Source organism: Bacillus sp. WC2503, assembly GCF_052682895.1.
Map to the genome: position 1 here is coordinate 3,821,073 of NZ_JBQYMD010000001.1, position 12,525 is coordinate 3,833,597.

Sequence of the window (12,525 nt, forward strand, 5' to 3'; positions counted from 1 at the left end):
GAAATTGTCCATTATATTTTCACAACTACATTCTCTTCCCCGACAATTTCACGAAGTGTTCCTAAGCATTTTTCACTTGGATGAATCGATAAACTTCGAGATAATTGTACCATTTTATGTTCCTTTTCATAATAAATTAGTACTTTCGCAAAACCCGAATAGTCAAACAATATTTTTGTAACCTGATTCAAAAGCTTTTTTTCATACTGAGACGGCAATTTCACGTAAACAGATGCATCTTTCTTTTCTTCATAAACATCCATTTCTTCTAACGGATATAGTCCGTTTACAATCCATTGCAGCTTATGATTTCTTAGCTCAATCGTACCGTCAACTAAAACAATTGCCCCTTCTTGTAACTTGTCTGAGAAATGTATATACGTGTCCGGGAAAACAACCGCTTCCATTTCATCATTTTGATCACAGAATGTAATAAACGCCATCTTTTGCAATTTTTTCGTACGAATGACTCTCACACTTGTTATATACACGATAGCCCTTTGTACTTTTTTCTTATTTCGCATCGCCTGAGCGAGAGATGGAATTTCTAATTCTTTTGCTAACTTCACATACTGCGCTGTCGGATAGCTTGATAAATAAAAGCCAAGTGCTTCCTTTTCTTTATTTAACTGTTCAATAAAAGAGAGCTCTTCTCCTTGTACATATTTTGATTTTGGAACAGCATCCCCTAAATCACGGGCAAGATTTGCGTACTCTAACGCTCCTTTAAGGCTTTTCCATAAATTCGTTCTCGAAATACCAAAATCGTCAAAACATCCCGACCAGACGAACGCCTCTAAATTTCGTTCTGTTACAAACTTCGCTGGCATACGAAGACAAAATTCAAATAAATCCTCAAACATTTTGCTCTCTCGTTCTTCTAACAATGCCGTCACTGTAGCCATTCCGATATTTCGAATTGAAAGTAAGCTGTAACGTATCGCATTCCCTTCTATTTGGAAGTTGTAACCACTCTTCTGAAGTGACGGTGGCAAAACGTGGAAACCTTTCCGCTTCGTTTCTCGTATATACTGCACAATCTTATCTTCATTTCCAATTGCACTTGATAATAATGCTGTCATAAATTCCAACGTATAATTCGCTTTTAAGTAGGCAAGCTGATATCCGATCATACTGTAAGCCACAGCGTGACTTCGGTTAAAACCGTAATTCGCAAATCTTACAATCAAATCGTAAATTTTATCTGCTGATGTCTCATCGTATCCGTTTCGCAAACAACCTTGCACGAAATGCTGACGTTCCTGATCTAAAATATCACGATTTTTTTTACTCACTGCTCGGCGTAATAAATCCGCTTCTCCGAGCGAAAATCCTGCTAACTTCGATGCAATTTGCATAATTTGTTCTTGGTATACAATTACACCGTATGTTCTTTCTAAAATCGGCTTTAAATCCGGATGTAAATATTCAATTTTTCTTTTTCCGTGCTTCGATTCAATAAAGGTTGGGATTTGCTCCATCGGTCCTGGTCTGTATAACGAGTTAACAGCGACAATGTCTTCAAACTCATTCGGTTTTAATCCGCGAAGTACATTTCGCATACCACCTGATTCAAGCTGGAATACCCCCGTTGTATCCCCTCTCCCTAGCAATTGGAACGTCTTTTCATCTTGGAGAGGTAAATTCCTTATATCAATTTCTTTCCCCGTTTTTTTCACAATAAACTTTATAATATTTTCAAGTAACGTTAAATTACGTAAGCCTAAAAAGTCCATCTTGAGCAACCCGAGTTCTTCTAATGCATCAGCAGGATATTGCGTAACATAAACATCGTTATGTCCTTCTTGAATTGCTACACTACCCGTTAACGGTTCTTGACTCATAATAACGCCAGCGGCATGAATAGACGTATGACGAGGTAAGCCTTCTACACGTTTTGCAATTTCAAACACACGCTCATGAAGAAGATTCCCTTGTATAAACTCACGGAGTGATTGTGATTCTTCATATGCATCTTTTAACGTTATACCAAGCTTTGATGGAATAAGTTTTGAAAATATGTCAATGTCTCGCGGCGGAAGTCCCATTACACGAGCAATATCTCTAATTGCTGCTTTCGCTGCAAGCGTCCCAAACGTTACAATTTGCGCCACGCGGAGCTGACCATACTTATCTTTCACATATCGGATCATCTCATCACGTCTTATATCTGGAAAATCGATATCAATGTCCGGAAGGGTCACACGTTCGGGATTTAAAAATCTTTCAAATAACAAATCGTATTCAATCGGATCAATATCTGTAATTTCTAATACGTACGAAACGAGTGAGCCAGCTGCCGATCCACGGCCTGGTCCTGTTAAAATATGATTTTCATGTGCATACTTCATAAAGTCCCATACGATGAGAAAATAATCACTAAATCCCATACTAGAAATGACGTTTAGTTCATGATTCAAACGCTTTATATGCACTTCTTTTGGCGTACCATAACGTTTATGCAAGCCTTCTTCACAAGCACGGCGTAAGTAAGTATCATTCGTCTCGTTAGATGGAACAGGAAATTTCGGTAATTGATTTACATGAAACGGTATTTCTACTTTACAACGTTCTGCAATTTTTACAGTGTTGTAAATCGCCTCTTCCGTGTGAGAAAATAGTGCTTCCATTTCATCCGATGACTTTAAATAATATTGATCCGTTTTGAGCCTCGGCCTGTCTGGATCAGTCATTTTCGTTCCACTTTCAACTGATAGTAAACATTCGTGAACGAGCGCGTCACTTTGATTGATATAGCGCACATCATTTGTTGCAACGACTGGGACATTTACCTTACTAATAAATTCAGGTAATTTTTCTTGCAGGAGCAGTTCATCTTGAATCGCATGATGCTGCAAACACATATAAAAATTATCGAACATATTTTGATATGTACAAGCTACTTCTTCCGCCTGATCCTCTTTGTCTTCTAATAATAATTGTTCAATTTCCCCATCTTTACCTGGTGAAATAGCAATTAATCCTTTCGCATAATGCGCAAGCCACTTCTTCGGAATACCCTCTTTTGACTTCGTCATAATGCTACTAGAAATCTTTAATAAATTTTGATAGCCTATTTCATCTTCAGCAAGTAAGACGAGCGGATAAGACTTCTCTTCTTCTTCACTAAAAATAGAAGCTGTTAAGCCGATAATAGGCTGTATACCATGTTTCTTACATGCTTTATAAAACGGAATAACGCCATACATAACATTTTCATCCGTAATAGCCAACGATGAAAAACCAAGCTCTTTCGCCCTGACTACAAGCTCATCAATTTTACAAGCACTCTTTAATAAACTAAAAACGGTTTGACATTGTAAATGCACAAACTTCACTGTTGTACCCTCTCTTTACCTATTTGACTACTTTCATTATAGGTGATGAGGAAAGCGGAAATCAAAACATACTTCTCATACTTTGTCCATATATATGAAGAAGAAAGGGGAATGACGATGGATGTAAGAGAACATACTTTTTTCTCTCTGCTTATTATTAGTTATTTTATTGCCTTTGGGGTTATACTTGGCGGTTCATTAATTGGTGGATTTGGTGCGTTTCTTATCGGAAAACCAGCTCTAACTTACATTAATCAATTCGCCCAAAATTTAAGAATTTGGGCACTCGTTGCAGCAATCGGCGGAACATTTGATACCTTTTATAGCTTTGAAAGAAGCTTCTTTGGCGGAGATATGAAAGATATCGTAAAACAAATTCTCCTTATTTTTTTCGCAACTGGCGGCATGCAAACAGGTCTTATTATTATTAAATGGCTAACGCAGGAACATGTATGAGAGTGCCAAGTGCCAATACAGCAAAAAGATGGTACTTAGTTTTAGCTGGCGCTGCTGTTGGAGGCGTGTTGAGCTGGTTTATTTTTTTGTACATATACGGTGTTTTTCAAGAAGAACAATCTAGTAAAATAGCAGAGCAACGAGAAATTATAGAAAAACAAGAAGCAAAGCTCCACGTCCTTCTCGAAGATCAAGAAAAGTTGAACACAGAAAATAAACGTCTCTTAACAATTCAAGAGATTAAAATAAAAATAATAAATCGAGAAAAATATGATTTAGACAATCTAACACTCGAAAATATGACCACTTCTATCCATAATGACCTCCAACATCTTTTAACGAAAAACATTCAAAGTATCGCAAAAAATAAAGACCTACTCAAAAAAGCAATCGAAAACAAAACGTACAAACATTACGATCGTATATACCGCTTTAAAGTCGATACAATTTCTTTTGATACTGTACTTGAAATTAGTATTGATATAGAGAAAGAAAAATAAAGAAGGAGGGCTTAAGTGCCGCTCCTTCTTTTCGTTTTAACATATACTCTCTTATTTACAAATATCACGTAAATCAGCAAACAGACGATCCGCTTCTTCCCAAGAAGATGCTTTTGCACCAGAAGCCATCGGATGTCCTCCGCCGTTATATTGCATTGCTAATTTATTTATAACTGGCCCTTTTGAACGAAGGCGAACACGAATTACATCGTCTTCCTCTAAAAATAGAACCCATGCCTTTAATCCGTCAATATTACCAAGCGCTCCAACAACACCAGATGCTTCAGAAGGAAGTACATCAAATTCTTCTAATACTTCTTTCGTTAATTTAATGTAAGCTGCTCCTTCTTCTACCATCGTAAAGTTTTGTAAAATATAACCGTTTAAACGAGCGATTTTTTCTTTTGTCTTATACATTTCATTGTATAAATCTGTGAATTTCACACCCATATCAACAAGCTCACTTACGTAAAGGAGTGTTTTTGCTGTTGTATTCGGGAATAAGAAACGACCTGTATCTCCAACAATCCCTGCTAAAATAAGGCGAGCTGCTTCTTTTGTTATTTTTAATCCTTTATCTTTTCCATAGTTATAAAACTCATAAATCATTTCACTTGTAGAACTTGCTGTCGTATCTACCCACGTAATATCTCCGTACGGATCTTCATTTGGATGATGATCAATTTTGATTAACATCTTCCCTTTTGTATAGCGTTGATCGTCAACACGTTCTTGGTTCGCAGTATCACAAACGATAACAAGTGCATTTTCGTATACGCTATCTTCAATATTATCCATTACTCGTAAGTATGCTAGTGACGGTTCATTGTACCCAACCGTATAAATATTTTTCTCTGGAAACGATTCTTGCAAAATCGTACCAAGACCGCCTTGTGAACCTAACGCATCTGGATCCGGACGCACATGACGATGAATAATAATTGTCTCAAATTCTTTAATTACTCCTAAAATTTGCTCATGCATATGTATAATCTCCTTTTTATTCAACTTCTTCACTTTATCCTCCATTATAACGGAAAGTATTTCATACATGCGAACAATTGCTTTATAATAAAAATTAGAAAGTTTAGATATTTCTTTTTTCTTCACTATAATTTTTCACAAAGCGATGGGAGTGTGCATTATGCCAGTATTAGTCTTCTGTATTATCGTCTCATTTATGTTGTACCTCTTCTACAAAACAAAATACTTTCGTACAAACCGCCCAATGGAAAAAGGTTGGCTCTCAGGAAAATCCGCAATGGCACTCGGTTCATTCATCTTATTCTTCGGGATAAACCAATTCTTTTTAGAACTTTCAACCGCTCGTATGATCGTCGGTGTTTTATTCGTTCTATTTGGTAGTGCGAGTGCATTTAATGGATTTCGCCAATATAAACATTTCTTTCCATTAGCAGTTAAAGAAGCAGAAGCTTATGAAGCAACGTAAAAAAGCATCACCATTGTGATGCTTTTTTACGTCCTCTACTTTTTAAAATCATATATGCAACAAACGCAGAAGGTATATTAAATAGGTTGCCTTGCACATGAAAATGTAATTGTTCCTCTTCAAAAGACATTTTTTCATATAGTTCTCGCTGAGATAATCCTGTACGTTTCCTTTTTTCATGTAAACCTTGTAAATATAAATATTGGATCGGTATCATTACAAGAAAGTAAAATAGTGCGATACCACCAAAGAAGATTATTTCTAATGACATATTGCATACCGCCTCCTCAAAATCCATTTTCTTACAATATAATTGTAACATAGTCTACCATCTAAATAAATTAATATTCTGTCATTTAATATTATATAAATCACTCTCTACATAAAAAAAGATGGAACAAATCAAAACGATTTGTTCCATCTTTTTATTTATCAATCAATTGCACCATAAGTAATGCTTTTCCAACAACATTACCTTCATGGTGTACTTCTACATCAACCTTACCAAATTTACGGCCAATTTCTAATACTTTCGGATGAACGGATACAACATTATCAATCTGAACCGGCTTTACAAAATAAATTGTTAAGTTCTCAACAATTGAATCACTCTTCTTCTGAGCACGAATGACACGGTTTGTTGCTTCTGTCACAATTGTTGTAAATACACCGTAAGATAATGTTCCGATTGAATTCGTCATTTGTGGTGTCACTGAAAATTGATACAAATGCTCATTTTTTGCTTCTTTCGGCGTCATAAATTGATTCGTTACAATATCATCAATCGTTTCACCAACTTGTGGTTGACGCTGAATCATCTGTAATGCCTGAAGTACATCTTGACGACTAATGATACCTTGCAATTTATTTCCATCTTCCACAACAGGAAGTAATTCAATACCTTCCCATACCATCATACGCGCTGCAGCTGCGACAGACATCTTTCCATTTACCGTAATAGGGTGTTTCGTCATCACTTTATCAATTGGTGTATCTTTCGCAACACCAATCATATCTTTCGAAGTTACGATACCTAACACCTTTTTATTTTCATCCACAATTGGATAACGTCCATGCATCGTCTCTTCATTGTACTCATGCCATTTCTGCACGATATCACTAGGCTTTAAATATAGTGTTTCTTCAATCGGTGTTAAAATATCTTCAACGAGTACAATTTCTTTCTTAATAAGTTGATCATAAATCGCGCGGTTAATTAACGTTGCGACCGTAAATGTATCATAGCTACTGGAAATAATCGGCAACTTCAATTCATCTGCTAACTTTTTCACATGCTCTTCTGTATCAAATCCACCTGTAATTAATACAGCGGCCCCTGTTTCTAATGCTAATTGATGTGCATTCGTACGGTTCCCGATGATAAGCAAGTTCCCCGCTTCTGTATAGCGCATCATCGCTTCTAATTTCATAGCCCCGATTACGAATTTATTTAATGTTTTATGTAGTCCTTCTCTGCCTCCAAGTACTTGACCATCGACAATGTTAACGACTTCTGCATATGTTAGTTTTTCGATATTCTCTTTCTTCTTTTGTTCAATTCGAATTGTTCCGACACGTTCAATTGTACTAACATATCCTTTATTTTCTGCATCTTTAATCGCACGGTAAGCTGTCCCTTCACTTACACTCAAATCTTTCGCAATTTGCCTTACAGAAATTTTATGCCCTACCGGTAGGCTATTAATATGTTCTAAAATTTGATTATGTTTGGTAGCCAAATGGTTTCACCATACTTTCTTTTCCCTAAATTCTTCATGTGTTGTATTCCCAGTATACTATATTTTCAAAACTGTTACACTCTCTCTTTGTATATCTGTACTATTTTTTTTATAACAAAATGCCCCTTACATTCCACTAGTCATTCCATTACAACAATGTAATGCTATTGTCATCTCGTTCGATAGTTCGTCCACACACTTCCATATACAATTAAGACAAGAAATGAAACAAAGGAGCGAATACATGATGAAAAAAATTTTAGAGGTTATAGGCGCAGTATTTTTAGCTTGTGTAGATGGGAAAAAAGTTGCAATGGATTTGAATGAAACTCCTGAACAGCCGCGTTCAAAAAGAGAAGAGTCAACTAAACAAATACAGACTTTAAAAGCTGTACTACACGCATAAAAAGCCCTTCACTTGTCTTTTCAAATGAAGGGTATCTGTTTTATAGCGTAATACTTTCTCCAACTTCTAATACTTTCCCTGTACAATTTTGTAGTTTTTCTACAAATTGATATGGATCCTGTTCAATAACTGGGAACGTATTGTAATGCATCGGTACAACAGTTTTCGCATGAATCCATTTTGCTGCTAAAACAGCATCTTCTGGTCCCATTGTGAAATTATCACCAATTGGTAAAAACGCTATATCTATATCATTCAGTTCCCCAATTAACTTCATATCAGAGAATAGAGCCGTATCCCCTGCATGGTAAACCGTTTTCTCTTCTGCTGTAAATAAAATACCCGCTGGCATACCTGTATATGTAATCGTCTTATTTTCTTCATCAATATAACTAGAGCCGTGGAATGCTTGTGTAAACTTCACTTTTCCGAAGTCAAATTCATGTGAACCACCAATATGCATCGGATGTGTTTCTACACCTTGCCAACTTAAAAATGTCGCTAGTTCAAATGGCGCCACAACAACTGCATTATTTTTCTTCGCAAGCTCTACTGTATCTCCAACATGATCACCATGACCGTGCGATAAAAGAATTGCATCTACTTTTACATCTTCAGCCTTTAAATCTGTTTTCGGATTTCCCGTTAAAAATGGATCAATTAAAATCACTTTTCCATTCGTTTCAATCTTTACAACTGAATGCCCATGATAAGATACTTTCATTATTACATTCCTCCCCTATTCACATTCTCACTTTTTATTCTACATGATTTTTCAATTCCCTGTCTTTTCTAACATCTATTTACTTGTCATAACGCTTTCTTCCGAGGTAAAGTTATATTTGTAATTAAATATCTCGGGGGTGCCAATCGATGAATGCTAGATTAGAAAATTTAATGCAATGGCTAAAAGAAAAAAACGTAGAAGCCGCGTTCTTAACTTCTACACCAAACGTTTTCTACATGACAAACTTCCACTGTGAACCACACGAAAGACTACTTGGTATGTTTGTATTCCAAGAAAAAGAGCCTATTTTAATTTGCCCTAAAATGGAAGAAGGCCAAGCACGTAACGCTGGATGGGCACATGAAATTATCGGATTCACTGATACTGACAGACCATGGGATATGATTGCAAAAGCAATTAAAGACCGTGGCATCAATGCAAATGCAGTTGCAATTGAAAAAGAACATTTAAACGTAGAACGTTACGAAGAATTAACAAAATTATTCCCAAATGCAGCTTTCAAATCAGCAGAGGAAAAAGTTCGCGAGCTTCGTTTAATTAAGGATGAAAAAGAACTTTCTATTTTACGTGAAGCAGCTAAAATGGCAGACTATGCTGTTGAAGTTGGGGTAAATGCAATTAAAGAAAACCGTAGCGAACTAGAAGTATTAGCAATTATTGAACACGAATTAAAAACAAAAGGCATACATAAAATGTCATTTGATACGATGGTATTAGCAGGTGCTAACTCTGCTCTTCCACACGGTATTCCAGGTGCTAACAAAATGAAGCGCGGCGATTTCGTACTATTTGATTTAGGCGTAATTATTGACGGTTATTGCTCTGATATTACACGTACAGTAGCATTCGGTGAACTTTCTGAAGAACAAACTCGCATTTACAACACTGTACTTGCTGGACAACTACAAGCAGTTGAAGCATGTAAACCAGGCGTTACACTTGGCGCAATTGATAATGCTGCTCGTTCTGTTATCGCGGATGCAGGTTACGGAGACTTCTTCCCGCACCGACTTGGTCACGGACTTGGAATTAGCGTTCACGAATATCCAGATGTAAAAGAAGGCAACGATTCTCTATTAAAAGAAGGTATGGTCTTCACAATCGAACCAGGTATTTACGTACCAAACGTAGGTGGCGTTCGTATTGAAGATGATATTTACATCACAAAAGACGGATCAGAAATTTTAACGAAATTCCCGAAAGAATTACAATTTGTAAAATAAGAAAAAGGCAGCTTAATTGCTGCCTTTTTCTATTTTTCTACTACTTTAAATTTCTCTACAATCATTTGTCCTGGGTAACTTTCAAGTATGTGAGAAGACCATACTTTTATTTTATCTCCTGTTTTTAATCGATTAGATGCGTTTTTCTCCTTAAAGCTCAACACTATATCTGATGGATGTTCTTTATTCATTTGTTGTTCTATATAATGTTGCAACTCTACTTTTGTATTAAACGTTTTATCACCGACAAAAAATACCGCATCATTTCTTACTATGACATACCCTTCTTCAGGTACTTTTTTTACCTCTACTTGTTTTGTAGTACACGCTGATAATATGATTAGAAATACACTAAAAAATATATACATAGAAACTCTCATATTCCTACTCATTTTTATCCCTCACTCTATGTTTGCTATTTCCGCTTTAAAACCATCTTCTCTTCATACTTATCATCCCATTTAATCACAATCTCTATCGGTTCATCTTTAGATAGAGGCGCACAACTTACACAAGAAGATTTCATTTCAATCCTTGCTCCTTTATGAACTTCTGACGTTTCTGTCATTGTACTAAAGGTCCCATGAATAGAAATCTCCAAATTTTTAAATTCTGTATTTCCATCTTCACTGTCATCCTTAATATGCCCTTTATATTGCCCCGTCCAACTTTTGCTCTCGCTAGAAAAAGTAACATACGAAATCGAACAACTTCCTAAAAAGAAAATACTTATAAAAAAGAATAATGTTCTCTTCATAATGCCCTCCATTCAAAAGCACTTATTTATCCCGCAGTAACGGGCAGTAAGACCCCAACCTCAAAATTCGGTGAAAGCAAAGAAGTTAGTTGGGGGATGACCCCCCCACTGATTAAAGCTTCACTTTATTGTCTATTTCTTCCTTTTATTATATTATTAAAATGCAGAATTTTCTAAAATAGGAGGTTTATATGTTACAACAACAGTTAGAAGAAATTCGTAATAATAATTACATACTGGACAACACAATTCATATTGATTCTTTAAGTTCCAATATGCTTGAACATATCGGTGTTACTGATAGTTATTTAAGGGATAAACTTATTTACTCTACTTTTTATCATCTCATCAAGAAGGGCTATATTTCACACTCACACTTGCAGAAACTATTATTAGAAAGCATCAGTGATAAATATTTATTGTATAAGATTCATTCGGATGACGAAGATGCGGTATTTACCCGTGCATTTACGACATTATTAATTGCGCTCATTATTGATGCGGATACAAATCATAATTTCTTATCACAGACTGATATATTAAATGTAAAAGATCAATTAATTTTATATATGAACAAAGAGCACGACTTACGAGGCTATGTCCAAGAACGTGGCTGGGCGCATAGTGTCGCTCATGCTTCCGATACATTTGAAGCGCTTGTGAATAGTCCTAAACTGGAAAATTTATATTACGAAGAAATATTACAAACTTTATTAAACAAAGTTTGTGTTCATTCCATCTATTACAAATACGAAGAAGATGAGCGTCTCGTTTATCCAATTGTCGCAATGCTGCAAAATGGCCTAAAGGAAGAAGTACTCATATTAGCCCTTCGTGATTTAGCAACTCAATTACAAGTTCAAAAATCAACACTACATATTGAATCATACGAATTTCTATACGGAAATATAAAAGCTTTCTTACGTAGCTTATTTTTCAGATTACGTACAATATCTATATGTAAGGAAACTGAATACGAAATTGAAAAATTACTACAAGGACTTCGCCAATATTACTAAAAAAGAAGGCCCTTTAAAAAGTGCCTTCTTCTATTTCACTAATATTTAATTGAAATTTTACGATCCAAACTGAGAAAAGGTGGACAAGAAGCGCAAACGCCATACATGCTCCGCTTAAAAAAGTTAGTATAGGATGCGAATACACGTGCCCCAATCCATAGGATATCGCCACGAAAAACATTGTTATGTAAATATAAATTGCTCCATGTATTTGCCTCATATAAACCTCCTTTTCCCATATTATAACATAAATTTTCTGATTATTCACATTAATTACTCGTAATCAATATTTCTCAACTGTTACACCTCTAACAGCAACCTTAATATACGGTAACCCTTGTAAACTTTGTAAATCCTCTATTTTTCCTGTTACGACTACACCGTATATTGGTAGGTCTTTTCATTATAGTTTGTCCTAAAATGCTCTTGAAATCCCCCTTTATTTTCACTTGAAAATATCTAAATACAGCTTTTCTTTTTTAAAATTTTGCATAATAAAAAGCACATCTATTTTAATGTGCTTCTCCAAAAAACACTATTCTATTATTTAATCGCTCCCTTCACAACATCTTGAATCATAACAACTTCTGTTTTCATATCAACAGACGGTGCTTCTTCATCAATACACTCATACCAAAACGCTACATGCTTTTTATCAATTTCATGATGAGAATTTTCGACAAGAGCCCCGCCTTCTCCTTGCACAGAATACCAATATAAGTATTCTTCTCCATCTCTTATTTCCCGGAAAATTGTCTCTACGTACATTTTCTCGTCGTTTAGTGTCAACAGCACTTCTTTCATATTGTCATTAAGAAGCTGCATCCATTCATCTACACGATGACTTTTACCTTGTTTCACTTTAAATCTCGTTAACTCCACATTCATT

15 protein-coding genes and 1 pseudogene are annotated in these 12,525 nt (G+C 35.6%); 6 read left to right on the forward strand and 10 right to left on the reverse strand.

The window, feature by feature from the left end; genetic code table 11:
• Positions 1-11 precede the first annotated feature (11 nt).
• Positions 12-3,338, reverse strand: a complete 3,327-nt coding sequence (gene dnaE / locus ACUN26_RS19585; RefSeq protein WP_000673709.1) for a DNA polymerase III subunit alpha — start codon at positions 3,336-3,338, stop codon at positions 12-14.
• A 42-nt stretch (positions 3,339-3,380) separates the two neighbouring features.
• Between dnaE and ACUN26_RS19590 the strand changes: the two genes are divergently transcribed.
• Positions 3,381-3,794 carry a YtrH family sporulation protein gene (locus ACUN26_RS19590; protein ID WP_002034291.1) on the forward strand — a complete coding sequence of 138 codons (414 nt, stop codon included), beginning with the start codon at positions 3,381-3,383 and terminating at the stop codon, positions 3,792-3,794.
• Complete coding sequence (gene ytrI, locus ACUN26_RS19595) at positions 3,791-4,294, forward strand: sporulation membrane protein YtrI (protein ID WP_001265738.1); 504 nt, start codon at positions 3,791-3,793, stop codon at positions 4,292-4,294. The genes ACUN26_RS19590 and ytrI overlap by 4 nt, the downstream gene beginning before the upstream one ends.
• 51 nt (positions 4,295-4,345) lie before the next feature.
• Here the strand turns inward: ytrI and ACUN26_RS19600 are convergent, their stop codons facing one another.
• Positions 4,346-5,278, reverse strand: a complete 933-nt coding sequence (locus tag ACUN26_RS19600) for a DHH family phosphoesterase (protein ID WP_000545156.1) — start codon at positions 5,276-5,278, stop codon at positions 4,346-4,348.
• Between the two features lie 160 nt (positions 5,279-5,438).
• Between ACUN26_RS19600 and ACUN26_RS19605 the strand changes: the two genes are divergently transcribed.
• Positions 5,439-5,744 carry a YtpI family protein gene (locus ACUN26_RS19605; protein WP_001144760.1) on the forward strand — a complete coding sequence of 102 codons (306 nt, stop codon included), beginning with the start codon at positions 5,439-5,441 and terminating at the stop codon, positions 5,742-5,744.
• 7 nt (positions 5,745-5,751) lie between these two features.
• Here the strand turns inward: ACUN26_RS19605 and ACUN26_RS19610 are convergent, their stop codons facing one another.
• Together ACUN26_RS19610 and ACUN26_RS19615 are read right to left on the reverse strand one after the other, a co-directional pair.
• The gene (locus tag ACUN26_RS19610; RefSeq protein ID WP_000051060.1) at positions 5,752-6,015 is read right to left on the reverse strand and encodes a DUF3949 domain-containing protein; all 264 of its coding nucleotides are present in this window, start codon (positions 6,013-6,015) and stop codon (positions 5,752-5,754) included.
• A 154-nt stretch (positions 6,016-6,169) separates the two neighbouring features.
• A complete protein-coding gene (locus ACUN26_RS19615) occupies positions 6,170-7,483 on the reverse strand; it encodes a DRTGG domain-containing protein (protein ID WP_000201581.1) in 1,314 nt (437 codons plus the stop codon).
• A 244-nt stretch (positions 7,484-7,727) separates the two neighbouring features.
• On the opposite strand from ACUN26_RS19615, the gene ACUN26_RS19620 reads away from it, so the two are divergent.
• Complete coding sequence (locus ACUN26_RS19620) at positions 7,728-7,889, forward strand: hypothetical protein (protein ID WP_000976100.1); 162 nt, start codon at positions 7,728-7,730, stop codon at positions 7,887-7,889.
• Between the two features lie 40 nt (positions 7,890-7,929).
• Here the strand turns inward: ACUN26_RS19620 and ACUN26_RS19625 are convergent, their stop codons facing one another.
• On the reverse strand, positions 7,930-8,613 hold the full coding sequence (locus tag ACUN26_RS19625; protein ID WP_000868935.1) for a metal-dependent hydrolase: 684 nt from the start codon (positions 8,611-8,613) through the stop codon (positions 7,930-7,932).
• Between the two features lie 149 nt (positions 8,614-8,762).
• Between ACUN26_RS19625 and pepQ the strand changes: the two genes are divergently transcribed.
• On the forward strand, positions 8,763-9,860 hold the full coding sequence (gene pepQ, locus ACUN26_RS19630) for a Xaa-Pro dipeptidase (protein WP_000994035.1): 1,098 nt from the start codon (positions 8,763-8,765) through the stop codon (positions 9,858-9,860).
• 29 nt (positions 9,861-9,889) lie between these two features.
• Here pepQ and ACUN26_RS19635 read toward each other — a convergent pair whose 3' ends face one another.
• Both ACUN26_RS19635 and ACUN26_RS19640 read right to left on the reverse strand, forming a co-directional pair.
• The gene (locus tag ACUN26_RS19635; protein ID WP_000089306.1) at positions 9,890-10,252 is read right to left on the reverse strand and encodes a DUF3221 domain-containing protein; all 363 of its coding nucleotides are present in this window, start codon (positions 10,250-10,252) and stop codon (positions 9,890-9,892) included.
• A 23-nt stretch (positions 10,253-10,275) separates the two neighbouring features.
• A complete protein-coding gene (locus tag ACUN26_RS19640) occupies positions 10,276-10,629 on the reverse strand; it encodes a hypothetical protein (protein WP_002039748.1) in 354 nt (117 codons plus the stop codon).
• A gap of 179 nt (positions 10,630-10,808) precedes the next feature.
• Here ACUN26_RS19640 and ACUN26_RS19645 point away from each other — a divergent pair, with 179 nt between their 5' ends.
• Positions 10,809-11,636 carry a DUF2785 domain-containing protein gene (locus tag ACUN26_RS19645; protein WP_000941466.1) on the forward strand — a complete coding sequence of 276 codons (828 nt, stop codon included), beginning with the start codon at positions 10,809-10,811 and terminating at the stop codon, positions 11,634-11,636.
• Between the two features lie 13 nt (positions 11,637-11,649).
• On the opposite strand, the gene ACUN26_RS19650 is transcribed toward ACUN26_RS19645, so the two are convergent.
• The 3 genes and pseudogenes from ACUN26_RS19650 to ACUN26_RS19660 all read right to left on the reverse strand — a co-directional run bounded on the left by ACUN26_RS19650 (position 11,650) and on the right by ACUN26_RS19660 (position 12,524).
• Positions 11,650-11,856 carry a hypothetical protein gene (locus tag ACUN26_RS19650; protein ID WP_001248905.1) on the reverse strand — a complete coding sequence of 69 codons (207 nt, stop codon included), beginning with the start codon at positions 11,854-11,856 and terminating at the stop codon, positions 11,650-11,652.
• 63 nt (positions 11,857-11,919) lie between these two features.
• A pseudogene (locus tag ACUN26_RS19655) lies at positions 11,920-12,036 on the reverse strand (anti sigma factor C-terminal domain-containing protein); the annotation flags it as partial.
• 143 nt (positions 12,037-12,179) lie between these two features.
• Complete coding sequence (locus tag ACUN26_RS19660) at positions 12,180-12,524, reverse strand: DUF6176 family protein (protein WP_002039747.1); 345 nt, start codon at positions 12,522-12,524, stop codon at positions 12,180-12,182.
• Position 12,525: the final 1 nt, after the last annotated feature.